This window comes from Colwellia sp. MB02u-9 (assembly GCF_014077085.1).
GTDB lineage: Bacteria > Pseudomonadota > Gammaproteobacteria > Enterobacterales > Alteromonadaceae > Cognaticolwellia.
This window is the reverse complement of the sequence record NZ_JACGVF010000093.1, coordinates 16927-42317: the sequence shown is the minus strand read 5'-3', so window position 1 is coordinate 42317 and position 25391 is coordinate 16927. Positions and strand designations below refer to the sequence as shown.

Sequence of the window (25391 nt, the reverse complement as noted above, 5' to 3'; positions counted from 1 at the left end):
TTAAGAGCTTACCCAATGGCTTTTTGAAAAATATTTCCATCATTTGTTAATCCACTATAGAGACTTATTATTAACGCAAGTATAATCTTGCCGCGATCTATCATAATTTTCCTAGGGTCATCAATGAAAAACATCGAAATAGATGAAGAACTTTATCAACATATTGCCTCAAATACCCAGTATATTGGCGAAAGTGCCTCGTCGATATTACGTCGTCTAATTAATTTACCCAGCCAAAACAATGCTGAGGTTGTAGCTGCCGTTAAAGTAGAAGTTGTTGAACAAATTGTAGAAGCAGTTGTTGAAGAGCCAGTAGCTGATGCAAAGGTTGATGTTAATGGCTCAGTATTTCATTACATCAATAGAGAAGAGTTGGCTATGCAGCGTGGCGCTGTAGGTCGATTTTTACTGGTATTAGCGGCATTACATCGGGTGCACGGCCAGCGTTTTTCAGTCGCTTGTCAGATCAGAGGTCGTGACCGTTTATATTTTGCGGCCAGTGAAGCAGAATTAGTGGCTAGTGGCAGCAGTACTAAGCCTCGTCAGATCCCAGAAAGCCCATTTTGGGTGATTACAAACTCAAACACTACCCGTAAAAAAATGATGTTGACCGAAGTCAGTCGAGCATTAGGCTATAACGAGCAAGATGTCGAAGACATTCGCGATTTACTTTAGTTATCATGGTGATATTAATCTGTGATCAAGTAAGGTATACGGCTTAAATTTTTATAAGGGATAAGGAAATTAAATGACCATTCATCAACATGCAGGCAAACTAGCAAGACCGATAGATAGAATTAACCTTGGTCGTTTGGTTAGCGACTATTTTTTACAAACACCTAATGTTGACATTGCCGAGCAAAAAGTGACTTTTGGTACTTCTGGGCATCGTGGTAATGCCAGTAAATTAAGCTTTAATCAGCAGCATATTGAAGCTATTTGTCAGGCAGTAGCTGAATATCGTTTAGCGCAAGGCTTTAATGGGCCACTTTATTTAGGTAAAGATACCCATGCGTTATCTGAGCCAGCCTTTGCTTCTGCTATTTCAGTATTGATCGCCAATAATGTCCCTGTTGTTATTCAAGACGATGATGGCTTTACGCCAACGCCGGTTATTTCACGCTTGATTATTGTCCATAATAAAACCCAGTCAAGCCAAGCTGATGGTTTGATCATCACGCCTTCGCATAATCCACCCAGCGATGGCGGCATTAAATATAATCCTCCTCATGGAGGTCCAGCTGAAGGTGAAATAACCCAAGTTATTGAGCAGCGTGCGAACGAAATAATTGCGAATAAACTGCTTGATGTTAAACGCCTTGATTATACCCAAGCACTAAAGTCAGCATTACTGACTCGTGAAGACTTTATCACATTTTATGTTGAGCAATTAAGCCAAGTAGTTGATATGGAAGCGATTGCAAAAGCAGGTATACATATTGGTGTTGACCCTTTAGGGGGCTCAGGTATTCACTATTGGCCGGTAATCGCTAAAAAATATGGTTTAAAATTAGACGTAGTCAATCCAGTGGTTGATGCAAGTTTTGCTTTTATGCCATTAGATAAAGATGGCAAAATTCGCATGGATTGTTCATCACCTTATGCCATGGCAGGCTTAATTGCTTTGAAAGACAAGTTTGATATTGCCGTCGGCAACGATCCTGATTTTGACCGCCACGGTATTGTGACTAAAACCGGTGGTTTGATGAACCCTAATCATTACTTAGCCGTGTCTATTCACTATTTAATGACCCACCGAAACTGGCCTAAAACTTGTAAAATAGGTAAAACACTGGTCTCTAGTTCGCTAATTGACCGTGTTGCCAAGCTTATTGACCGTCCTCTTTCAGAAGTACCTGTTGGTTTTAAATGGTTTGTTGATGGTTTACATGATGCAAGCTATGCCTTTGGCGGTGAAGAAAGCGCCGGTGCGACATTTATCGCCCGTGACGGCAGCTGTTGGACCACAGACAAAGATGGTTTTGTGATGACCTTACTCGCGGCTGAAATGCTTGCCGTTACCGGTAAAGACCCTTATCAATTATATCAAGCATTAGCTAAGCAATTAGGCGAGCCCTGTTATGGCCGTGTTGAGGCGGTCGCTAACTTGCAACAAAAGCAGGTACTGACGGCACTAACCGCCGATGCTATTACTACTGATGTGTTAGCGGGTGAGAAAATCAGCCAAATATTGTCACATGCACCCGGTAACAATGCCGCTATTGGTGGCATTAAAGTGTGTACTGAAAATGGTTGGTTTGCTGCTCGCCCGTCAGGCACTGAAGATATTTATAAAATATACGCAGAAAGTTTTATTGATGATGCGCATTTACAGTTAATTATTAGCGATGCACAAAAACTTGTCAGTGCTGCCTTTGTGGCTGCTGGTTTGTAATACAAGCATAAAAAATATGGTTAGAATGATGTTAAATAAAGTTGCGAGTGGATGACTTTATTTATCGTTATGTCATTCTAATATTTATCTATTACTTTCTGTTCTTATGATACTCAAGGTCGTCTTATTTACGCTTAGTGTATTATCAAGTATTGTGGTGCGGGTTAAGATGAATGTAACAAGATGTTAAGGTAGTCTTATTTACGCTTAGTGTATTATCAAGTATTGTGGTGCGGGTTAAGATGAATGTAACAAGACGTTAAGGTAGTTTTATTTACGCTTAGTATATTATCAAGTATTGTGGTGCGGGTTAAGATGAATGTAACAAGACGTTAAGGTAGTTTTATTTACGCTTAGTATATTATCAAGTATTGTGGTGCGGGTTAAGATGAATATAACAAGCTTTATTCTTGTTGTATTCATTAAAAAATATCTACTAGTCAATTAGTTAGCGAGATATTAGCTTTCCTAGTTATGGATAAACTCTAGCAATAGAACTAGAAATGGAAATTAAATGACGTCAATAAATTATTTTGAAAAATACGGGGGCTTTGCCACTTTATATCCGCTTGTGGGTGAGTTTTACGATGCAGTTCTAGAGTCAGATATTGTCGCTTATATTTTTGAACCTATTAGGATGGAGGCATTAATCGAGCACCAAACCAAATACTTGGCGGCTATGATGGGAGGCCCAGGTGAATATGATGATGCAAAGCTCAAATCAGCTCATAGTCGATTTAAGATAACTGAAGTTGAATGGCATGAAGTGGTCAATATTTTTATCGCTACCTTGAACAATTTTAAAGTTGAAGACGAGGATATCAAGGCGTTAGCTCGCTTGATAGCCGCTCGAAAATCGTTAATTGTCGCGGAGTAATAACCATGGGATTTGATTTATTAAATAAATTAGACGTTGTCGTTGCAATATGTAACAGGCAAACATTAGCCCCATCTTATTCGAGTAGCAAGTTTAAGGCGATCATAGGGGAATGTGGCGAGGCCATTTTCAACCTATTTGAGAGCAAATATCAAGAATTCTCTAGAGAGCAAGTCTTAGCTGTAACTGCACAAAGCCCTTATGCATTTACCATACAATTAAAAGATGAACGCACGCGTAAAACCATCAAAGTTATCATGAGTGATTATGATGAAGACCAACTCATGATTGTTGGTCAGGACATAACCGAGCTGAAAAAACTAGAATATTCATTACAGGCTTATGCTTCTCTTATGGAAACACAAGAAAAGAGCCTGATTAAAATGGCCTATACCGACTCATTAACCGGTATTGCCAACCGTCGAGCTATGTTCAAAAGATTTAATGAATACATTCAAAACCAAAACCAAAACCAAAACCAAAATAATACTAAGGGGTCGATCTGCATAATCGACATTGATCATTTTAAACAGTTTAACGACGTTTATGGCCATGAGTTTGGTGATTATGTACTAAAGCGTTTTGCTGAAAAAGTGACACTAGCATTAGATAATGACTGTTATTTTGCCCGCATTGGTGGAGAAGAGTTTTGTGTATTTAGTTACACGCGCACTGGCATAGAGTTAACTACGCTGATTGATACGGTTTTAGATTCAATAAAATGTTATGAAATACTGACGCCAGAAAAAAACATGACTCAACTTAGTTTTAGTGCTGGCATTGTCGAAAATACAACACATGGTACGACTTTAGATGAACTACTAAGCAATGCAGACATGGCATTATACTTTGCTAAAGCGACTGGACGTGGTCAAGTTATTTCTTTTTCAACAGATTTACTGGCAAAGCATGAAGCTAAGCCTATGCCTAAATCTCGAGAAATAAAGCGTTAAGTTATTTATTGCTATCAGAAATGAGCTTTGAATTTTTAAATCTTTTTTTACTGGTTTTTGTGAGCAAATTAACGCTGTTAAGATATTAAGTTCAGCTTTTCAATGTCATCCTGAACAATAAAAACAAGCCGACTCAGTGATAAAAACTGGCATTAAAAATCAACAGTCAGGATCGCTATTGAACCATCCGCACAAGTGCGCTGTTAATTACTTAAAACGAGCACAATTAATAGAGCCCTTATGCCGCTGAAATTTACTTATGTCCAATGAGTAAAATAAAGCGATAAAATAGTCATTGATAATGATGGCATAAATTCTCAAAACTGCTGGTAATTACTCTTCAACGTGACTCTATCTACCATGACTTTAATAGGAAAGTTAGCCGCTATAAAAATGCTACGTTAGCGCTTAATTTATGTTACTGACATAAAACGTTATCTAAAAAAACGCTTTTCTGTGATGATAAATTGGGCTTCTTTACCTTAATTTACAATGCTATGGATATAGTTTTTTCGGTGTTAGCAAGGCAAGCAGAGCGATAGCGCTTTAAGCTTAATCTAGATTTTGATTTTGATTTTAAAGATAACAGCTGAAAATATTGATCAATTTTCTCTAGTGGCTTAATCGCTATTTTAATAAAATATAATCTGAGCAGGTCGCTAATATTGTATGGGTGTAATACCCGTTAGTTACCTTAGACTAAAATACCGAGGTTAAAGAACACTTCACTCTCCAGAGCTATAAAGCGATATCATGACAAGAAAAATATTAACATTACCGGTAAAAAGAAAAAAATTACCCAAACAAGTGGATGAAGTAGTTAAAGATGTATCTTCTGATGACCCACAAAAGCGTTTTTTAAATGGCGTAGCCATCAATCCATATCAGTGTATTGAGCTAGCATCAGGCTCTGAGCAACTTTCCATGCGAGCGATGGATTTGTTTACACCGCTTGGCAGAGGTCAACGAGGCTTGATTGTTGCTCCGCCAGGCTCCGGAAAAACCACGCTTTTAAAAGATGTTTGCCAAGCAGTGTCGACAGCTTATCCCGAAATAAAGCTTTATGCCTTACTTATTGATGAGCGTCCAGAAGAGGTGACCGACTTTAAGCGCAGCGTGTCGGCACAAGTACATGCTTCCTCTACAGATGAAAACCATGACCAACACGTTCTTGTCGCTAATAACCTGCTTAATATTGCGCGCAAGGAAGCGGGAGAAGGTCATGATGTTATGATTGTTATTGATTCTCTAACTCGACTGACAAGAGTACATAATGCCAATCAGAAAAGCAGTGGCCGTACTATGTCGGGCGGCCTTGACGCTAGCGCGATGGCGATACCACGAAAATTATTTGGCGCGGCGAGAAAGATTGAGCATGGTGGGTCACTGACTATTTTAGCAACCATACTTGTTGATACTGGCAGCCGGATGGACCAAGTGATATTTGAGGAATTCAAAGGCACGGGTAATATGGAAGTTGTTTTATCACGGGAAGCTGCACAACAACGAATTTTTCCTGCCTTGGATATGGCTAAAAGTAGTACGCGCCGTGAGGAACTGCTGTTAAATGTTAAGGATCTCGAAAATATAAAAAATTTGAGAAGAGCATTTACCGGGCTTAAACCCACAGAAGGTGCGAGTAAACTTGTTGAGTTACTGAAAAAATATCCAAGCAATGCCGAGCTGTTAAATCGTTAGTGGCGAAAAAATTGCAGTGTATTACAGTGTGAGTTGATGAAATGAATTAGCGCACAAAGCGATAACTTTATGTGCTAATAAGCTCTGTTTTTTCTGCTACTTTTGCTGCTAGATTGGCAAATAGGTAGTTAATAATCTATGTTAAGCTTAGTTACTGGCTTAGTTTAATAGTTAATAGTGAGTCAAGACAACAAAGCGAATCAAGTTGTTTCGCTTTGTTGTTAGCTGACGCTAGTGCAAACTAGAACTGATAACTGACATTAAAATCAATAGTGCGCGCTAAGATGTAACGACCATTTGAAGATAAGGTGTCACGTGGATCTCCTTCGGTTAAACCTTCTTCATCAGTTAAATTACTTACCGATAATTGCATTTGTACTGCATCAGAAAGATTTAAAATCATACCAAGGTCAATTTTCTCGTAGCCCTCTAATACTGCTGCTGGGGTATTTAATGCATCGCTAAAACGATCATCTACCACGCTAAGTGTGCCGTACAAGGTGGCATACATGCCATTACTAAAGTCGATATTATAACTAGGTGTTACCCGCACTTGATAGCTTGGTAATCTTGGCGATTCATTGCCAATAACCAGTGGATCGCTATGCTCAGTGACTTCTGTTTTTTGCAAAGTAGCATTTAGGTTTATTGAAAAACCATTATTACTGTAGTAATTAAAATCGAGTTCTACGCCATAAGCTTCATTGGTAAAAACTTCTGCAGGATCACCTGGCGTTGCCACGAAAGTGTCACCTTTTACCTCGTTGAAAAAACCTGTTGCATAAAGCTCATAGCTATTGGTAGAAAGCTTATAACCTAATTCAAATTGACTAACATCTTTGATCAGATCTTCACCGGTTTGGTAGGCACCAAAGTTATCTCTGAAATCATCAAAGAAAGGCATTTTACTGCCTTCACTAGCGCGGACAAAAATGCCTTGTTTTTCAGCAAACATCCAGTTCGTACCAACTGTCCATGCCGTGCTTGTTTCATCGTAAGAGACAGCTTTGCTAATTACACCGTCTAAGCCTTCATCTACTGTGTACTCAATTTGATGGTTTTCACGACGCAACCCACCATCAATCGTTATTGCATCTGATACTTCATAAGAAGCGGCAAGGTAAAGGGCTGTTGTACGGCCTTCGCCAATACTATTGATATCGTAATTCCAGCCACAGCTATCCACATTGTCATTACAATCGATACCGGTCAGGTTTTCGCCGCCGGGTGCTATGACATGATAAGACTGATTACCTAATGCCCACCAATCTTTGGCAGAAAAAGTAGAGTTATATAAACCGGCGGTTACGCTGCCCTTGTTAAAGGTTTTGGTTAAAGCGAAATCATTGGTAAATGCTTCAATTTGTTTTTTTACTACCCAACGACCAATTTGTTGAACATCAGTATCACCTGAATATTCAGTACCTGTAACACTACCCAATGCAGTACTGCCATTATCTGCCACTGTTGATAATTTAACGGCTGAGCCTTCTGGTACTAAACCATAGGTATCAGCATCGCCACTGGTATAAATGAATCGATCAACTAGTCCCCAGCCATTATCTAAAGTTAGGTCAATACTACCGCCAGACACTGAGCCATTCCAGCCACGCCCTTGGCCAAAATCAACCGTTTCAGTGGTTTTATTACCTTCAGGACCATATTGAATACTTGCTTGGCGATTTAATGTGCCTATTTGAGTAAATTTATTATCGACACCTTCAACATTTAAAGGTGTTGGTAAATACCAAACACCATGGTCATCAGTTTGACGAGTGTAGAAGTTGATTTTACCGTTGTCTAAAACTTTGGTTAAGTTAAGCGTAAATTGATTGCCTTCTTCAGCATTAAAACCCGCATCGCGCACACCGGGTGAGCTTTTAATATAACCACCTACCATGAAGAACAGATCATCAGCAAGGCTGCCACTCACCACTGCGTCTACACGCTGTAAACCGTAGTCAGAAGTAGAGTACTTTACTAAGCCTTCGGTATATTCTGAGCCTTCTTTTAATAGAAAGTTAGTGGTAAGGCCGGGTTGACCATTACTGATCACTGGGTTGGTACCACCACGTAGTGCTTCCATAAATTCTACTGTTTCATCTAAGCGAAATAGGGTTGAATTTTCTAGGAAAGAAAGCGTTGGTGGCGGAAATATCGGCGCACCTTGCAGTTGAACTGTTAAGAAAGGCGCATCTCCACCACTAGGGAAGCCACGCACGAAAACATTGGCACCAGCAACGCCGCTTGAACTTTCAGACCAAACACCAGGAATTGCCTTAAACAAGTCAGCAGTGCTTTTTGGTGCTAATCTTTTAATATCTTCTTCAGAAAACGAGCTAATAGCAAAGCTGGCTTCTTCCTTAGCAACCGCTTTACCACTAAAAGTACCAGTAACGATAATTTTTTCAATTTTCTCATTGGCTACTTTACGGCTTGATTCTTCTGCAGCTAAAACATTATTTGCTTGGCAAAGTAAGGTTATTGCAATGGTGATTGCAGATAGTTTGAAATTCTTAGTCATGTTTTGTCCCCTGATCTGATAAGAGCATTCGCTTTATCAGTTAATAGTTTTGTTGAATATATTTTTCCCCACAAGCAATATAAGTGTGAATGCAAACGTTTGCAAGTCGATTGTTGCAAACGTTTGCATTTTTTTGTTTTCAATTGCATTACTGGCTAATTGTGCAATAATTCTTGAGCATTATTAAGTAGAAAAAATTAAGCTGTAAATTTATGACGGTAAAATCGAAAGTTGTATCAACTTAGGAAGTAAAGACAATTGGTTAATGACAACAAATTAACGTTAGCAGGGCTGGCAAAGCTAGCCGGTGTTTCGACGTCAACAGTATCAAGGGCTTTGAAAGATAACCCATTGATAAAAAAAGCAACGCGAGAAAGCCTACAAGCTTTAGCTAAAGAGCACAATTTCAGTTTAAACCGAGCGGCAAGTCGTTTACGTACCCAAAAGACTAATGTTGTAGCTGTTATTTTAAATTTAACTGATGATACAGACCAAAGTATCAGCGACCCTTTTTTACTTAAAGTTGTTGGCGATTTGAACCAAGAGCTTAATCAACACGGCTATGAATTATTATTGTCAAATTCGCACATGGCTAATGATGATTGGGCTAACTATTTTATTAGCAGTAGCAGAGCCGACGGCATTATAGTTATTGGCCAGGGTAAAAGCACAACACAAGTCGAGCAAGTGGCTAAATCAGGTGCTCCGCTTGTGGTTTGGGGCGCTCCAACGGCACAATCCAGTTACGTTATTGTTGGCAGTAATAACGACTTGGGCGGCTACCTTGCAACACAGCATTTGATTGACGGCGGCTGTAAACGTATTCTTTTTCTTGGCGATCCTGAACATGCTGAAATGAGTGAACGTTATAAAGGCTATAAAAGAGCCTTAATAGAAGCTGATATAGACTCGTCAACCGAGTTAACTTTATCTTGTGACATTACCAGTAAAGTTGCCTATGAAAAAATTGACGAGATAATTTTAGCTAAAGGGTTATTTTTTGATGGCATAGTTGCCACGAGTGATATGGTGGCTCTAGGGGCTTTAAAGGCTTTGAAAGAAAGATACATTAACATTCCTAATGATGTCAGTATTATTGGTTTTGATGATATTGCGATGGCAGAACTTTTTCATCCTGCCTTAACTACCATTAAACAGGACACTAAATTAGCGGCTAAAATAATGGTTGAGCAGCTGTTAAGGCAATTTAATCACCAAGCAGCCGAGTCTGTTGTCATCGACATTGAGCTTATTAAGCGAAAATCTACCCGCGATAGTTAAGCTACTAGCGGATATAGATTATAAAAAAACCACAATGCAAACGTTTGCATTGTGGTTTTTTTGTTATACACTAAGTAAAATCACCTTCAAGGATAAGTTAAAGTATGTCCCGACTAGTCACCATAAGTGCTATTGCAGCAGCCTATTTTGTTTTTGCCATTCTGCTAAATAGCGTTGGTACAGTGATCCTTCAATCGATTAATAGTTTTGGTGTTAGTATGCCACAAGCTAGTACTTTAGAAGGCTTTAAAGACTTATCCATTGCTTTTGTTTCTTTTTTTATAGCCTCTCTCATTCCAAGAATTGGCTATAAAGTCACCTTGATGATGGGTTTGTCATTAGTGACACTGGCGTGCTTGATTACTCCAATACTGGGCAGTTTTTGGGTGATTAAGTTACTGTTTGCCTGCATTGGTGTTTCATTTGCGTTAGTCAAAGTATCGGTTTACTCGATTATTGGCCAACTATCATCATCGGTAAAATCACATTCGTCACTACTTAACACCATTGAAGGTATTTTTATGTTGGGTAGCTTGTCAGGCTATTGGTTATTTAGCTTTTATGTCGACCCTAATATCAAAACCTCCACCGATTGGTTAGACGTGTATTATCCTTTGGCCGCAATGATCGCGTTAACCTTAGTCTTAGTCGCTTTTTCTTCCATTGAGAAAGCTGAAATAAGCAGTGAAAATAAAAACATGATCAGTGGTTTTATGCACATGATTAAAATGAGCTTTCAGCCCTTAGTGTTGGTGTTTGTTCTGTCTATCTTCCTTTACGTATTAATTGAGCAGGGTATTGGCACTTGGTTACCCACCTTTAACAGTGAGGTTCTGGGTTTACCCAGTAATGTTAGCGTACAAATGACCAGTATTTTTGCGGCTGCGCTTGCCATTGGTCGATTATTGGCCGGACAAGTATTACGAGTAATTCATTGGTATGTGTTACTCAACATCTGCTTAATCGTGATGGGACTAACCATTATCGTGCTATTACCATTAACCGAACTTTCTTCAACAAAAAATGTGACCAGCATTTTTGATGCGCCTTTAGTTGCTTATCTTTTACCCCTGATTGGTTTGATGATGGCGCCTATTTATCCAGTACTTAATTCAGTGATGTTAAGCAGTATAGAGCGTTCGCAACATGCGGCTATGACAGGGTTAATTGTTATTTTTTCTGCTTTGGGGGGAACCACAGGTTCAATTATTACCGGCTTCTCTTTTCAAGCTTTTGGCGGCCAAACCGCTTTTTATCTGTCACTTATTCCTATGGGACTAATTTTTATTAGTCTGTATTTTTTCAAAACGGCAACGCAGAAAACGCTCGATTTAAAGCCGGTATAGAGACTCGAATGAAACACACCAATAATATAACGTCAACAATCCAAACAAGCTTAGCATTCTTTGAAAGTGAGCTATTTAATCAAGTACAAATGAGTGGCATTTTTCCTGATAGTAAAACTTTTGCTGACGCCATAGCCAGATTTCCGCTTGAAGATATATTGAAAAAATATAATTCAGCGCCAATTAATAATGAAAATATCATTGAATTTGTTGAAGAAAATTTTATTATTCCTAAGCTAAATGAAATACTTATTGAAACACCAAGTCTTGATATTAATAAGCAAATTGACGCTTTATGGCAAGCTTTACGCATGCCAGCAGATCAGCAACTCAATAGCTCTTTATTAGCCCTTAATAAACCTTATATAGTGCCAGGAGGGCGTTTTAGAGAAATATACTACTGGGACAGTTATTTTACTGCTTTGGGCTTGGTTGAGTCGAATCAAGTTGCGCTAGTTGAATCTATGTTAGAAAATTTTGTCGACTTACAATCACGTTACGGCTTAATTCCTAATGGCAATAGAAGCTATTATATCTCGCGTTCTCAACCACCTATTCTAGGTTTATTAGTTGAATTGCTTTTACCTTATCAAGACGATAAAGGCGCATTTTTAAAAAAATATATTACGCCGATTGAAGTGGAATACCAATTTTGGATGCAGGGAAGTGCCAGTTTATCTCAGGGCCAATATGAGCATAGGCGTGTTGTAAAAATGCCTGATGGTAGCTTTTTGAATCGTTATTGGGATGACAATGAAACACCACGGTCAGAGTCATATAAAGAAGATATAGAATTACTAGATCAGTCAAAGCCCGAAAACCCTGGTGAGTTTTATCGTAATATTCGTGCGGCTTGTGAGTCGGGTTGGGATTTTAGCTCGCGCTGGTTGGCTGATGCGCAGTCATTGGCTTCTATTCGTACCACCCAAATTATTCCAGTAGACTTAAATTGCTTGTTGTATAAACAAGAAAGCCTACTGGCTGATTATTATTTAGCGACTGGCGATAAAGCGGCGAGTGCAAGTTACCAAAATTATGCCCTAAGCAGAAAAAATGCTATTAATCGTTATATGTGGTCAACGGAGCAGGGTTATTTTATGGATTACGATATCGGTCAGCAAAACCAGAGTGCGGTGTATTCCTTAGCTGGCGTGTTACCTTTATTTGTACAATTAGCCAGTTCAAGCCAAGCAGAGCAGATAGCTGTTGTTATTGAAGATAAGTTTTTGCAAAAAGGAGGCTTAACGACTACAGCTATTAACAGCGGCCAACAATGGGACGCCCCTAACGGTTGGGCACCTTTACACTGGTTTGCGGTGCAAGGTTTACTTAACTATCAGCAAGCGTCTTTAGCGCAAACAATTAAAAGTCGTTGGCTAAATACTGTTGAGGTTTATTTTAACAAAACGGGCAAGCTGATGGAAAAATACAATGTCTGCCAGCAAAGTGATAAAGCTGAAGGAGGCGAGTATGATGTGCAAGAAGGCTTTGGTTGGACAAATGGAGTTTATAAAGCCTTTGTGCAAAAATAGTTATCCGCAGTAAGGTTAATAAGTTTCATCAAACCAAATTTAAACATCTAAGATTTTTTAGGGGATATTGCGCGCTAAAGATAATATTTGTCTAATCTAGCTACCTTCGAAGATAGTCGCCATGACCTCAGGAGATTTCAAACGCTATTGCAACAAAAGTAGCTATTAAAATTTAAGTCCTAATTTTAATAGCTAGCGACAAAAGTGGCTGTTAATAACCCAAGTCATAGGTTAATAACACGCTTGTAAATGTTTACCTTTAGCATAAAATTTTAACTCGCTTTATACCCTAGAGCGAGTTAGTAACCTGGTTAAACTTTTAACTCTGAAAGTTGTAATTTTCACTATTTTAAACCGCTTGCTTAAAGTGCTTAATAAGATGGCTGAGACAGTTAAAGACGGATATTTTACTACTCACCAACCAACCTACCCAGCAATCAACCTACTAAGCAAGCAATAGCGACAAAAAATATCTACTGTTAAAGCTTACACTGAGTAATCATGCACAAAAGAGATTAAATTTTCAGCGCAAAGACCTTTAGTTTCAAATCAAGTACAATAGCGCGTAATCAGCAATCAGCAATCAGCAATCAACAATTAATAAGCGTTGCCGTCTCCAATCTAGGCTACTCAATTAAACTCTTTTATGACAACAGGTGAAAACGCGTGAGTGATTTTTCAAGTTCAACCAATGCCTTCGCATCAACTTTACAACAAAGTGGTGATTTTCTCTCAATGACTCGTGCTAATGAATGGTCATTACCTGGTGGCGTTTTTAGTTTTGATGTTACGCATCAAGCTTCTCAAACCTCAAGTAAAGTCACGGTATTAGATACCGGCTTAATTACCTTCGAACCGATTGATCGTGCTAGCAGCCAAGATATTGTTTTATCGAGTGCTGTCCATGGTAATGAAACCGCGCCTATTGAAATTTGCAGCGATATTATTGGCCAATTGATCCGAGGTGAATTGAAGTTAGCAGAGCGGGTATTATTTATTTTTGGTAATCCGGCCTCAATGAATATTGCTGAGCGCTTTATTGAAGAAAACCTGAATCGTTTGTTTTCTGGCGGCCATTCACAAGACCAAGGCCAAGGTGCGGGGTTAATTAATAAAGAGCGTCATCGTGCTTTGTTATTAGAAAACACGGTGAGAGACTTCTTCGCTGCAGGCAGTAAATTAGACTCAGCAGATGGCGTAGAACGTAGTCGTTGTCATTACGATCTACATACCGCTATTCGTGGCTCAAAGTGTGATAAATTTGCAGTTTACCCTTTTTTACATGGCGCGCCGCGTAAAAAAAGTCAGTTACAATTTCTTCATGCCTGCGGTGTTAGCACTATTTTGTTGTCACATTCTCCAACGACTACCTTTAGTTATTTTTCGTCACATGAATTTGGCGCTGATGCTTTTACCGTTGAGCTAGGTAAAGTACGTCCATTTGGTGAGAATGATATGAGCCAGTTTGTTCAAGTTAGAGACACTTTGACCAAGCTAGTGTCAGGCCAGCAGCTTGATTTAGCACCATATAAAGCCAGCGACTTTAATCTTTATGAAATATCACAGGTGATTGATCGCCAACATGAAGATTTTTCGTTAACTTTTGCTGATGATGTTGAAAACTTCACAGACTTTCCTAAAGGTCATGTATTAGCGATTGACGGTGAAAATGAAGTTAAAACTCAGCAAGACGGCGAAGCGATTATTTTCCCTAATGCTAATGTCGCTATTGGCCAACGTGCGATGCTAACCGTTACCCCCACAACACTTGCCTAAATGGACTTAGGTACTTAGGTTATGTCTGGAACAAATAACCTGTGCCTAAGTACCTAGGTGAATCTCGTTACTTAGATACTTAGCTTAGAACTGAAACTAAAAGTCTGCGTCTAAATGGACTTCGGTATTTAGCTACTGAGTTTTTTGAAACTAAAATATTTTTTATCAATGACTTAGACTAATAGGCTTGATTATAGCGAATATAACTGTAAAGAATTCTGCTCGCTGCAAGGCTTGCAGAACAGTTCACTTTGATCACTAGACTTGTGTTTCAGTTTACGTAAAGGTAAAGTGATCGCGATTATTACAACCAACAATTCATAACAACGACATTAATACTCACCTTGCGTTGAAAGCTTCTATACTTTCATTAATTAAAGCCAAGGTAGAATAGGCAATGTTACCTTATATCCAAGGTTAATAAAAAAAGAGAAGGCTATGAACACTGACGTATATAGCGAAAGCCCGGTTGTACATCAACCCGCTTTTATTGATGGTCATTCAGTTGAAATTCCAATCCTTAAAATATTGAAACAAGATGGTAGCATTTATAAAAATGCTGCCATGCCAAACATAGATCAAGCATTAGCGACTAAAACCTATAAAACGCTCGCTTTTCATCGTGTATTAGATGAACGTATGGTGGCAGCACAGCGCCAAGGTCGCATCAGTTTTTATATGACGGCACTCGGCGAAGAAGCTGCTAGTGTTGGTGGTGCTGCTGGCCTGAAAGATCAAGATATGATCATGGCGCAGTATCGTGAGCAGGGAGCATTAATGTTTCGAGGTTTTAGCCTTGAAAACTTTATGAACCAAATGTTCAGCAATGAAAAAGATTTAGGTAAAGGTCGTCAAATGCCAATTCATTACGGTAGTCGTGAATTGAACTATATGACGATTTCATCACCACTTGGTACACAAATCCCACAAGCTGCCGGTTATGCCTATGGTCAAAAACTGCAAGGTTTAGATGCGGTGACCATTTGTTATTTCGGTGAAGGCGCAGCGTCTGAAGGCGACTTTCATGCCGGCTTAAACATGGCGGCTGTACATCAAGCACCGGTTATTTTCTTCTGTCGTAATAATGGCTACGCTATTTCAACGCCATCAGAAGAACAATATGTCGGTAATGGTATTGCTTCACGTGGTGTGGGTTACGGTATGAAAACCATACGTATTGACGGCAATGATATTTTAGCTGTGATTGCTGCAGTACAATTGGCGCGTGAATATGGCATAAAAGAAGGCAAGCCGGTATTAATTGAAGCTATGTCTTACCGTTTAGGTGCGCATTCAACGTCTGATGATCCTTCAGGTTATAGAACACGTGAAGAAGAAGCCAAATGGCAAGAACATGATCCTATTCTTCGGATGAAGAACTGGATGCTTGCCCAAGGTTGGTGGGACGAAGCACAAGAAACTGCCTTGTTTGAAAAGCTCAGAGATGAAGTTTTAGCCGCTGTTAAAGTGGCTGAAAAAATTGACAAGCCACCAGTAGAAGATCTCATTACTGATGTTTATGACCAAGTACCGCCTTTGTTACAAAGTCAATTTGATGATCTTAAAGAACATATCAAAAAACATCCTAAAGCTTACCCGTTTACGTCAGGGAGAATTAAGTAATGGCGCAAATCAATTTATTACAAGCGATTAATGACGCGCTTAATATCGTGATGGCAGAAAACGATCGTGCGGTTTGTTTTGGTGAAGATGTGGGTCACTTTGGTGGCGTATTCCGTGCAACCAGTGGTTTACAAGAAAAATACGGTAAAAGCCGTTGCTTTAATACCCCCTTGGTTGAGCAAGGTGTTATTGGTTTTGCTAATGGCCTAGCCGCGCAAGGTAGTACCGCTATTGCTGAAATTCAGTTTGCTGATTATATTTTTCCGGCCTTTGACCAAATTGTTAATGAATCAGCTAAATTTCGTTACCGCAGTGGTAATGAATTTGATGTGGGTAAACTGACTATTCGTACGCCATACGGCGGCGGTATTGCCGGTGGTTTATATCATAGCCAATCACCTGAAGCTTATTTTGCTCATACACCTGGTTTAAAAGTTGTGGTGCCTCGTAACCCTTATCAAGCAAAAGGTTTGTTACTGGCGTCAATTCGTGACGATAACCCGGTAATATTCTTTGAACCTAAACGTTTGTATCGTGCATCAGTTGGCGAAGTGCCAGAAGAAGACTACGAACTACCCTTAGGTAAAGCTGACGTTGTGCAAAAAGGCAGTGATATCACCTTACTGGCTTGGGGCGCTCAAGTTGAGATTGTTGAGAAAGCAGCAGCATTGGCAGCAAGTGACGGTATTTCATGTGAAATTATTGATTTACGTACCATTTTGCCTTGGGATATTGAAACAGTAGCAAACTCAGTGACTAAAACAGGGCGTTTTGTTGTCAGTCAGGAAGCCCCTTTAACGGCTGGTTTTGCCAGTGAAATTGCCGCGACTATTCAACAAGAATGTTTCTTGCATTTAGAAGCGCCAATTGCTCGAGTTTGTGGCATGGATACACCTTATCCATTAGCACTTGAAAAAGAATACGCCGCAGATCATTTAAAGATCTTTGAAGCAATTAAAACCACTATGACCTACTAGGATTTATAAGCATGAGCATTGATTTTATACTGCCAGATATTGGCGAAGGTATCGTTGAATGTGAACTGGTTGAATGGCTAGTAGCTGAAGGCGATGTGATTGCAGAAGATCAGCCCGTTGCTGATGTGATGACCGACAAAGCCTTGGTTCAAATTCCAGCGATGCATTCTGGCGTAGTAGACAAACTTTACTACGCACAAGGCGAGATAGCGAAAGTTCATCAACCGCTATTTTCGATGACACCAGAAGGTAGCGATGAAACGAAAAGCGCTGTTGCACCAACATTAGATGAAACAATAGCCGCTGAAATACCTGTAGCGCCAGCGCCTACTACTGCAAGTGGCACTCAAGTAGAAGACTTTATTTTACCTGATATTGGTGAAGGTATTGTTGAATGTGAACTGGTTGAATGGTTAGTGGCTGAAGGTGATTTGATTGAAGAAGATCAACCGATAGCTGACGTTATGACCGATAAAGCCTTGGTACAAATTCCAGCTATGCATAAAGGTAAAGTGGTTAAGCTTTATTATGCCAAAGGTGAAATTGCCAAAGTTCATGCGCCCTTATTTGCCGTTGAAATTGCCGCATCTGGACCAGCGACTGTTGCTGCTGTAGTTGAAGCTCCAAAAGCTGTTGCCACTAATGCACCAGCTAAGGCTGAGGTTGTTGAAAATCAAGCAGTTGTAGCAAAAACAGTGAATGAAAAAGCTGTCGCGAGTCCAGCCGTGCGCCGTGTTGCGCGTGAGTTAAGTGTTAATATTCATCAAGTACCTGGCAGTGGTAAAAAAGGTCGGGTTTATAAAGAAGATGTTTTAGCTTTTAACAAAGTACCAGCACCCGCAGTGGCGACTAACCCTAGCGTTGCTGATGTTAGCAATGTTACCAGTAGTGTTGTTGGTGGCACACGCGTTGAACCTATTCGCGGTATAAAAGCTGTGATGGCAAAAGCTATGGTTAGGTCAGTATCGACTATTCCTCACTTTACTTACTGTGAAGAAATCGACATGACCAATTTGATTAAATTGCGTGGTGAACTAAAAGAAGTTTATGCCAAGCAAGATATCAAATTAACCATGATGCCATTCTTTATGAAAGCTATGTCGTTAGCGTTGAAGCAATTTCCGTTAGTGAATACGCAAGTGAATGAAGATTGCACCGAGTTAACTTATTTTGACGATCATAATATTGGTATGGCCGTTGACTCAAAAGTAGGTTTGTTAGTACCTAATGTTAAACAAGTACAAACAAAATCTATTTTAGACTTAGCTGCGGATATTACCCGTTTAACCAATGACGCCCGCTCAGGTCGAGTGCCAGCAGCTGATTTGAAAGGTGGCACGATCACCATTTCAAACATTGGCGCTATTGGTGGCACATTGGCAACGCCTATTATCAATAAGCCTGAATCTGCTATTGTTGCCTTAGGTAAGTTACAAAAATTACCCCGCTTTAATGACAAAGGTGAAGTGGAAGCTCGCTCAATTATGCAAGTGAGTTGGTCTGGCGATCATCGTACTATTGACGGTGGCACCATTGCTCGTTTTTGTAATTTATGGAAGTCATTCCTTGAAGAGCCAAGCAATATGCTAGTGCATATGTCATAATTTTTGTTCAATTATCTTGATTAAAAAAACCTGCATTATGCAGGTTTTTTTTATTAAAAATTAGGCTGAAGAAATGATAAATTTAAATAACTCAATGTTTTTGAATTACTTTAGTCACAAGAACTCAGCTAAAAGATATCAATTAGCCTTAAATTCAATGATAATTTATCTAGATCCAGATGTTTACAGTTAAGGAAGTCTAGTGGCGGAAAAGAAACTCCAGCATTTTTATATCGCTGAAGAACAGTCGATTTATTTATTAAATCATGAAGATGCAACCAAGTTAAAGCAATGGGTTGAGCTTTGTCAGCAGCAGTTAACTTTGTTGGGTTATCAAAATATCGCGCTCATTGGTAAAGGGGCTTATGGTTTTGTCTTTGGCGGAGAAGACGAACATGGGCAATCACAAGTCTTTAAGTTTTCCCGTATTAATCTGCCACAACATGTTCAAGATCGCTTAGCTGAAGAAGCCGATATTCAGCGAGAATTATCTCATGAACGTATTCCTAAAATCATGGGTTATTACAAGATAAAGCGCCAATCAATTGTCCATATGCAGCGTGCTCCAGGCATAGATCTTGAGAAGTTGTCCTATCAAGAGGGGCCTTTACCCAGTGAATTAATCGTTAAAATTGCCTTACAACTTGCGGATATTCTGATTTATTTGCGCGATTCTAGTCAACACGAGAAGGGTAGACCTTATGTTCATGGTGACATAAAACCTTCCAATGTGGTGTTTGACCCTGAAACTGAGAAAGTCTACCTAATCGATTGGGGCTCCTCAGTACCTGCCCAACTTGATGTTAATGGCCAATCTACGGCTAATAATGTTATGGATTTAATGAGCAGCGATTTACAAAATAGTAATGCCCGCTTAGGCGATGTTTACTTTATTGGTGATGAGCAAATTAGCGGTGAAATGTCGTCGCCCCGTTTTGACGAACAAGGGCTAGCGGCAACTTTATATGCCTTAGCTTCAGGGCAGTCTTGTCGCTATGGTAGTGCGGTGATCACGCCTTCATCTTTGGGCTTGCCTAAATTACTGGCGCAAATATTATCGGGTATGTTTAGCAAAGACAGAAGTGAGCGAAATAAAGCTGGGGACTATTTTTTTAAACATCTAGCCCTGTTAAAAAATACTGTAATGGCTGATCCGCCTTTGCCGGTTGAAATTAAGCCTTTAGTGCCAGTTTGGTGTAAAAGTTATCACAAAAATATGGATACTGTGGTTTATGGTTCGCGTAAATCTTTCCTGCGAGAATCTGTAGAGGTAGACGAATTAAATGATATAGACGACGTGCAATTAGAAAAATACTTTAAGAATTTTCTGATGGGCATGGGCGATACTGAGAAGGCTTTTGTTGCTGCGGTTAGCCGTCTAGCTAATTTTCCTGTTGTGGGTGGCTTAGCGGTGCGTTGGGAAAAAAATGGCGTGTATATTGACTCAAACTTATCGTTATTTGACCCGAAACTGAAAACATCATTTCAAAGTGCGGTGAATAATATGGTGCGCTTAGCTCAAGGTATATTCAGAATAGGGGTTTTTAAAAGTTGTTTATTCAATGCCAGAAATACTTTGCATGTTGAGCGTGAAAATGAACAGCAACCCTTTCAAGCCTTAGCCAATCAAGTTATCCATTTTGATGTCAGTGATATTGCCGATATTGACGATATAACACGACTGCATTCTTACTTTGAAGATGGTGTCGACCCAGATGAATATTTATATTTACCCGACGAAGTTATGGTGGTGCTAGGGCGTTTAAATCAGATCCATCACACAGGTTGTATTATTTTTGAGGTTTTGCCACGACACCTTAAAATTCACAGTTATTTAATGTTGCTAAATCACGATAAAGAAGCAGAATTTACGCAATGCTTGACAGAAATATTACAGTTGCTACCAACGATTACCGGTATTGGTATTTCTGGTTTTATGAAGCTGCCTTACAAAGACACACGATTTTTTGAACACATAAATGGCTTACCGGATAAGTTTTATCCGAGAAACCCCAAGCAAACAGCACAACCTTAACTCTGTCTAACAATAAAATAGCCATAAAGGCTTGATTCAAATAATACTAAACGGACTAAATTAGTCCGTTTAGTATTAAGCTCATTGAATAAGTTTAATATGTTCGGTGTTCGGTTTAGCTACGCATGCTGAAAATTCATCCGCTAAACATTCAGATGCTTTTAACACTGCTTGCCAATATTTTAGCCGTGTTGCAGGCGCTAGATTAATAAAGTCTTTACGGTCAGGTATTTTTGCAAAAGGTAATTGAGCAATAAAGGCTGCAGAGGGCACTAACATTACGGTGTTTTTGTAATACTCGGTATTGACCTTACGCGCTAAATTTTTATCAAACCAACCGGCTTTTGGCGTTGGTGAAAAGTGTGGATACAGGGTAAGGCCAGATGCTGGCTTGATATCAACATCAAAGTGGTAATCAATAATACCACCGTCGCGATACATGCCTTTTGGCGAATCAGCAATGTTTTTTACACCGCCCATAACAACAGGGATAGAGCCAGAGGCAAGCAAACTGGTGGTTAAGTTTTTGTGACTCAAGGCTTGATATTGGGTATTAAAATTATAAGGGTCATTAATCGTTAACTGGCTTTTAGGATGATGGTAAACAAAGCGTTGATATTGTTTGGCCAGTAAACCGCGATTGATTTGATTAAATACCATGCTTGATATTAACCCCAACATTAACGGCGTTTTTTGCTCAAAAGAAGTTAAGCCACGGCATTTTGCGACAATAAAGTGTGCTTTGAAAATTGGATTGTTGATAATTTCATCACTGCCGTTAGCACCTAAGACTTCTTCAAGTAGAGCCATTGCTTTGGCGGTAATTTCTTTATTTTTGGCATTTTCCGAATAAGTGGTTTGTGAATAGAGTGTCGCTAAGCGCGTAATCGCCGCAACGGGATCTTGCTGGCTAAGGGCGGCAAAGCGAAATGCCCCTGCTGACGAACCGACTAAATTTAATTCAGTGCGGCGATCTTTAAAATATTCACCAAAAAGGTATTTGTCTAAGCCAAATAAGCTAAACCATTTTGGCCCGCCACTGGCGCCCAGCATAGTGGTAAAAAGTTCTTGTTTAAAACCGTGTTCTTGTATTTTTTTTAAGGCATTAGAGCCTGCATAAATATCTAACATCTTATTTCTTCAATTTAATTTTCGGGTGACTGGTTATTAACCCTTCATTATTAGGTTTATAGTCATCAGGTAGAGTGCAATAGTACTCTGTCTGAGCCTATAGATGAAGCGGTTTAAATTCCACAACAAGCGTGTATTGATGAATGAAAAAATGTTCGAAATGAACAAAGCTATGCATCAAAGCTATGCATCAAAAATATGCTCCTCAGATGAAACCTATTCTAAAAATGCTCAACTGTGATGTGAAAAATATAGAAGTATTAGATGAAGGAGATTTTGTCATTCATTTCAAAAAACATAATAGTTCTGAGGTGAATGATGGTAATTTAAAAGTTGTGGGGGAAAGGCTTTTCTAAACAACCTCAATTTGGCTTTATTTTACTCAGTAGTATTAGTTGTTGTTATATATGAGTTTTAGTGTATTGTGTAATCTGTTTTAGGTAGTTAACTACCTAAGAACAGGGATTTTAAATTTAAAGGAACTAATATGCTCATAACATTTTTACATTCATCACTGCTACTTTTTCTTCTTCGAACTCCGCTATTATCAGTAGCTAATACTTGTCAAAAACCTCCCTACACCAAGCTCAAAGTAAAAGAATAAGCTCAATTTCCCATAATTAACAAAAGTTCGTACAGGCTGTAAATAGTCGACCTTCGTAATAATAAAGGGGACTCAGCAATTGTTAGCCGTATGGCATCGGAAAGCCCACTAATAAAAACAATATGAGTTATTGCGCATGATTAAAAATGAACTGGCCCTTTTCTCTTTATAGAGATTAGCTTAATAGTCATTTTTATACTTATGAATACCTCAATTAAAATTAATACACTAAAAATTTCAAACCATAATACCAATTAATAAGGACATACCATGAAAAAACAGTTATTACTTTCAATGCTAGCGTTATCAATTATTACAGGTTGTGGCGGTAGTGATAAATCAACCAAAACTACAACTCCACCCCCTCCCGAAAGCAACACAGCCCCTATAGCTAATGCTGATACTGGCCTTGCACAAAATAATAAGTCAAGCACACTTGATGTATTAGCTAATGACACAGACAGTAACGGTGATACTTTAACCTTAGACAGCATCACTGTTCAGCCACAATTTGGCACGGTTGAAATCGTTGATAATGCGCTTTTATTCACTCCACAAACAGATTATGCAGGCGTTGACACCCTAAGCTATCAAATATCTGATGGTGCATTAACCGCAGAAGCTGAAGTTAACCTTACAATCAATCATACAATGACAATAGCGGGAAAGGTTACAGACAGCCCAATCTCAAATGCATTAGTTACAATTGAATTAGACGGTCAAACTTATACCGCCACAGCCGACTCGAAAGGCAACTATCAGCTACCCATCACCATTAATAACATGCAAAATATGCTTTTCATAAAAGCACAAGGTAGTGAGATAAACAATCAGGCAAGCGTTGAGTTGGTTGCTATGCTAGGAGAAGTTAAAAATCTGCTTAGTTCTGTTGATGCTAACAAAGAACTAACAAATCAAGAAAACAATAGAACTAACGTGACTCACCTTTCTACGGCAACGTATTTACTAGCGAAAGACAGGAATGAAAACCAAAACATAGCTTCAAACGAGCAGCTTGAAGCGTTAAAAAGCGATATTTCGGCAGAGGATACGCTAGAAACCGCAGGTTTTATTAAATTATTAGTAGATAACCCCGACTTTCAAATACCTGAAGGCGAGTCTATTTTGTCATTACTGGACTCTGATGACGCTAGTTCAACAACAGACGCTATAACTACCTACCTAGTAGCAAACGCTTATGTTGATGAAAGCGGTGAGGTAACTGAAGCCTATACTCAAGCGTTAGACGTAGCCATAGCGGCAACAGTTTCGGACCCAGACGCGGTAGCACAATTCACTACTGAAATGTTTACCGATAAAACCATGCTCGGTTTTTATGGCGCTAAACAAGGGTGGCTTCAACATGAGGGAACTGGCTGGCACTTTAATAGTAACGGAACAGCAAGTAACTATGCCATAAACTATGATGGTGTTGATACCAAACAAGCGGATTGGACAGTAACCAATGGCAAGCTTGTGTTAGCCTATAAAAACAATGAAGTACGCTTAGATTATTTTTCTTATCCGTTTGATAGCGTAACCACTCGTTATGGTTTTGAACAATCAGTTCAAGATAAGTTAAAAGAAGCTGCAGATAATGGAGTAATCGGTAAAAACTTAGAAATTGAAATTCATTCCGGTCTAGGGCATGAAAGTGTCACCCTATTATCAAAAACTGATACAGCATACCAAGTGAATATTTCAGGCGAATTTGGCTATAAAATGACGCCTCCAGAGGCAATGGATTGGCAGGGTGAATCTCCTACTGGTACAGAATTTATCAACTCAACTCGTACTTATGTTCACAATGACAATAGTTTATTTGCAGGCAAAGTGCTAAATGGTATATCTGGTCGTTGGGTCATGCATTTTGACTATTCAATTAAGGATTCTTCACAACAGCAAGTTGAAGGCTTTTTCGGGGACACCATTACCATTAGTGAAACCTCAGCGACAACAGATAAGTCGGCTTATCAATTTACGCCAACACTTGATGACGGAACTTTAACTCTGACGCAACAAAACATCAGCTATAAAATAACGCCTTTTAAGCAATCAGGTAAACATTATCTGGCAAAAATTGAACAGTGGGTTGATGGTAAATTAACTTATGTCGTGAGTTCACAAGTAGCTAAATTCGATGACAGTTTTACTTTATACACAGACAATCTTGTTACTGAGCTACCAGAGATACAAGCAGCTTTTATTAATGGCTCAATCGCTGACCAATGGGACGGCGATAAACTAAAGCTTGAAAATATTTGGGGATATAAATTTAACGCGGATGGTACTTTCATTCGAGGTATCACAGGTGAACTCGCTGAATGGAATGAACATGGTGTGGATCATTTTAACATGGGTGATGACAATTGGACTTGGGATGTTGAGAGTAACATCGTTAATTTGTACAAGGAAAATTCTTATCAAACACGCCATCGTACTTGGGAAGTCATTTCAGTCGATGATATGGGTAGAGCGATAGTGCTCGAATATTCTACAATAGGTTATGATGGTAATTCTGACGGTGTAGTTTCTGAAGATGAAATTGGCCAGCTTATCAATCCTCGTATTAATATTCTGATGAAAGAAGACTTAAGTCGTTGGACTGAAGCATGGGAAAACACTCAAAATTTAGGATTAACATCAGCATCTAGTACCAGTAATAAAATAGCACGCGATGTCACTAGTCAAAATAAATCCCCTCGATTAATAACTACACGTTAGTTACATTAAGTTTATATTTTCAAATCTAGTTAATTCCTGAGGTCACTCTTGGGAATTAACGTCTTAACAAATGTTGTGATATCAAATTTAACATTGTCTGTTTTAAATACATACAAACTAGAAACCATTTTGGCCCACCACTGGCGCCCAGCATAGTGGTAAAAAGTTCTTGTTTAAAACCGTATTCTTGTATTGTTTTTAAGGCGTTGCTGCCACAATAAATATCTAGCATATTAGCCATCGTTAGAAAAACCTCTCCATGGGTTATTAAGTGCATACTATTTTCTAGTGGTGCTTAACTCATCAGCACC

General features: G+C 39.1%; 17 protein-coding genes and 1 pseudogene. 15 read left to right on the top strand and 3 right to left on the bottom strand.

Annotated elements, in window-relative coordinates; genetic code table 11:
* The first annotated feature begins 123 nt into the window (after positions 1-123).
* From seqA to rho, 5 genes are all read left to right on the top strand, one after another.
* Positions 124-675 (top strand): replication initiation negative regulator SeqA, encoded by a 552-nt coding sequence (seqA, locus tag H4J65_RS08460; protein ID WP_182136114.1) that lies wholly within the window; start codon positions 124-126, stop codon positions 673-675.
* A 73-nt stretch (positions 676-748) separates the two neighbouring features.
* Complete coding sequence (gene pgm, locus H4J65_RS08455) at positions 749-2395, top strand: phosphoglucomutase (alpha-D-glucose-1,6-bisphosphate-dependent) (protein ID WP_182197499.1); 1647 nt, start codon at positions 749-751, stop codon at positions 2393-2395.
* A 514-nt stretch (positions 2396-2909) separates the two neighbouring features.
* Positions 2910-3272: a group 1 truncated hemoglobin gene (locus H4J65_RS08450; protein ID WP_182197496.1), complete on the top strand. Its 363-nt coding sequence runs from the start codon at positions 2910-2912 to the stop codon at positions 3270-3272.
* A 5-nt stretch (positions 3273-3277) separates the two neighbouring features.
* A complete protein-coding gene (locus tag H4J65_RS08445; RefSeq protein WP_182197493.1) occupies positions 3278-4225 on the top strand; it encodes a GGDEF domain-containing protein in 948 nt (315 codons plus the stop codon).
* Positions 4226-4978: 753 nt separating this feature from the next.
* Entirely contained in the window at positions 4979-5923 is a 945-nt protein-coding gene (rho, locus tag H4J65_RS08440) for a transcription termination factor Rho (RefSeq protein ID WP_182197491.1), read from the top strand.
* Positions 5924-6164: 241 nt separating this feature from the next.
* Here the strand turns inward: rho and H4J65_RS08435 are convergent, their stop codons facing one another.
* Positions 6165-8447: a TonB-dependent receptor gene (locus H4J65_RS08435; protein ID WP_182197488.1), complete on the bottom strand. Its 2283-nt coding sequence runs from the start codon at positions 8445-8447 to the stop codon at positions 6165-6167.
* Positions 8448-8705: 258 nt separating this feature from the next.
* Between H4J65_RS08435 and H4J65_RS08430 the strand changes: the two genes are divergently transcribed.
* From H4J65_RS08430 to H4J65_RS08395, 8 genes are all read left to right on the top strand, one after another.
* Positions 8706-9728, top strand: coding sequence for a LacI family DNA-binding transcriptional regulator (locus H4J65_RS08430; protein WP_182185259.1), 1023 nt, complete (start codon positions 8706-8708; stop codon positions 9726-9728).
* A 104-nt stretch (positions 9729-9832) separates the two neighbouring features.
* Positions 9833-11074: a sugar MFS transporter gene (locus H4J65_RS08425; RefSeq protein ID WP_182197486.1), complete on the top strand. Its 1242-nt coding sequence runs from the start codon at positions 9833-9835 to the stop codon at positions 11072-11074.
* Between the two features lie 8 nt (positions 11075-11082).
* Positions 11083-12606: an alpha,alpha-trehalase TreF gene (treF, locus tag H4J65_RS08420; RefSeq protein WP_182197484.1), complete on the top strand. Its 1524-nt coding sequence runs from the start codon at positions 11083-11085 to the stop codon at positions 12604-12606.
* A gap of 666 nt (positions 12607-13272) precedes the next feature.
* Positions 13273-14382 (top strand): succinylglutamate desuccinylase, encoded by a 1110-nt coding sequence (astE, locus tag H4J65_RS08415; protein ID WP_310649929.1) that lies wholly within the window; start codon positions 13273-13275, stop codon positions 14380-14382.
* 438 nt (positions 14383-14820) lie between these two features.
* Positions 14821-16005: a thiamine pyrophosphate-dependent dehydrogenase E1 component subunit alpha gene (locus tag H4J65_RS08410; RefSeq protein WP_182136105.1), complete on the top strand. Its 1185-nt coding sequence runs from the start codon at positions 14821-14823 to the stop codon at positions 16003-16005.
* Positions 16005-16982: an alpha-ketoacid dehydrogenase subunit beta gene (locus tag H4J65_RS08405; RefSeq protein WP_182197481.1), complete on the top strand. Its 978-nt coding sequence runs from the start codon at positions 16005-16007 to the stop codon at positions 16980-16982. The genes H4J65_RS08410 and H4J65_RS08405 overlap by 1 nt, the downstream gene beginning before the upstream one ends.
* 11 nt (positions 16983-16993) lie before the next feature.
* Positions 16994-18586: a dihydrolipoyllysine-residue acetyltransferase gene (locus H4J65_RS08400; protein ID WP_182197479.1), complete on the top strand. Its 1593-nt coding sequence runs from the start codon at positions 16994-16996 to the stop codon at positions 18584-18586.
* Positions 18587-18788: 202 nt separating this feature from the next.
* Positions 18789-20621 (top strand): protein kinase domain-containing protein, encoded by a 1833-nt coding sequence (locus H4J65_RS08395; protein WP_182197477.1) that lies wholly within the window; start codon positions 18789-18791, stop codon positions 20619-20621.
* A gap of 81 nt (positions 20622-20702) precedes the next feature.
* Here H4J65_RS08395 and H4J65_RS08390 read toward each other — a convergent pair whose 3' ends face one another.
* On the bottom strand, positions 20703-21752 hold the full coding sequence (locus tag H4J65_RS08390) for a patatin-like phospholipase family protein (RefSeq protein WP_182197474.1): 1050 nt from the start codon (positions 21750-21752) through the stop codon (positions 20703-20705).
* A gap of 185 nt (positions 21753-21937) precedes the next feature.
* On the opposite strand from H4J65_RS08390, the gene H4J65_RS08385 reads away from it, so the two are divergent.
* Both H4J65_RS08385 and H4J65_RS08380 read left to right on the top strand, forming a co-directional pair.
* Complete coding sequence (locus H4J65_RS08385; RefSeq protein ID WP_182197472.1) at positions 21938-22108, top strand: hypothetical protein; 171 nt, start codon at positions 21938-21940, stop codon at positions 22106-22108.
* Positions 22109-22626: 518 nt separating this feature from the next.
* Positions 22627-25080 (top strand): Ig-like domain-containing protein, encoded by a 2454-nt coding sequence (locus H4J65_RS08380; RefSeq protein ID WP_182197470.1) that lies wholly within the window; start codon positions 22627-22629, stop codon positions 25078-25080.
* A gap of 121 nt (positions 25081-25201) precedes the next feature.
* Here the strand turns inward: H4J65_RS08380 and H4J65_RS18050 are convergent.
* Positions 25202-25312 (bottom strand): annotated as a pseudogene (locus tag H4J65_RS18050) (patatin-like phospholipase family protein); the annotation flags it as partial.
* Positions 25313-25391: the final 79 nt, after the last annotated feature.

Bases quoted from the DNA above. Each gene is read 5' to 3' on its own strand.
- seqA (WP_182136114.1), top strand. From the start codon at position 124: ATGAAAAACATCGAAATAGATGAAGAACTTTATCAACATATTGCCTCA.
- pgm (WP_182197499.1), top strand. From the start codon at position 749: ATGACCATTCATCAACATGCAGGCAAACTAGCAAGACCGATAGATAGA.
- H4J65_RS08450 (WP_182197496.1), top strand. From the start codon at position 2,910: ATGACGTCAATAAATTATTTTGAAAAATACGGGGGCTTTGCCACTTTA.
- H4J65_RS08445 (WP_182197493.1), top strand. From the start codon at position 3,278: ATGGGATTTGATTTATTAAATAAATTAGACGTTGTCGTTGCAATATGT.
- rho (WP_182197491.1), top strand. From the start codon at position 4,979: ATGACAAGAAAAATATTAACATTACCGGTAAAAAGAAAAAAATTACCC.
- H4J65_RS08435 (WP_182197488.1), bottom strand. From the start codon at position 8,447: ATGACTAAGAATTTCAAACTATCTGCAATCACCATTGCAATAACCTTA.
- H4J65_RS08425 (WP_182197486.1), top strand. From the start codon at position 9,833: ATGTCCCGACTAGTCACCATAAGTGCTATTGCAGCAGCCTATTTTGTT.
- treF (WP_182197484.1), top strand. From the start codon at position 11,083: ATGAAACACACCAATAATATAACGTCAACAATCCAAACAAGCTTAGCA.
- H4J65_RS08410 (WP_182136105.1), top strand. From the start codon at position 14,821: ATGAACACTGACGTATATAGCGAAAGCCCGGTTGTACATCAACCCGCT.
- H4J65_RS08405 (WP_182197481.1), top strand. From the start codon at position 16,005: ATGGCGCAAATCAATTTATTACAAGCGATTAATGACGCGCTTAATATC.
- H4J65_RS08400 (WP_182197479.1), top strand. From the start codon at position 16,994: ATGAGCATTGATTTTATACTGCCAGATATTGGCGAAGGTATCGTTGAA.
- H4J65_RS08390 (WP_182197474.1), bottom strand. From the start codon at position 21,752: ATGTTAGATATTTATGCAGGCTCTAATGCCTTAAAAAAAATACAAGAA.
- H4J65_RS08385 (WP_182197472.1), top strand. From the start codon at position 21,938: ATGCATCAAAAATATGCTCCTCAGATGAAACCTATTCTAAAAATGCTC.
- H4J65_RS08380 (WP_182197470.1), top strand. From the start codon at position 22,627: ATGAAAAAACAGTTATTACTTTCAATGCTAGCGTTATCAATTATTACA.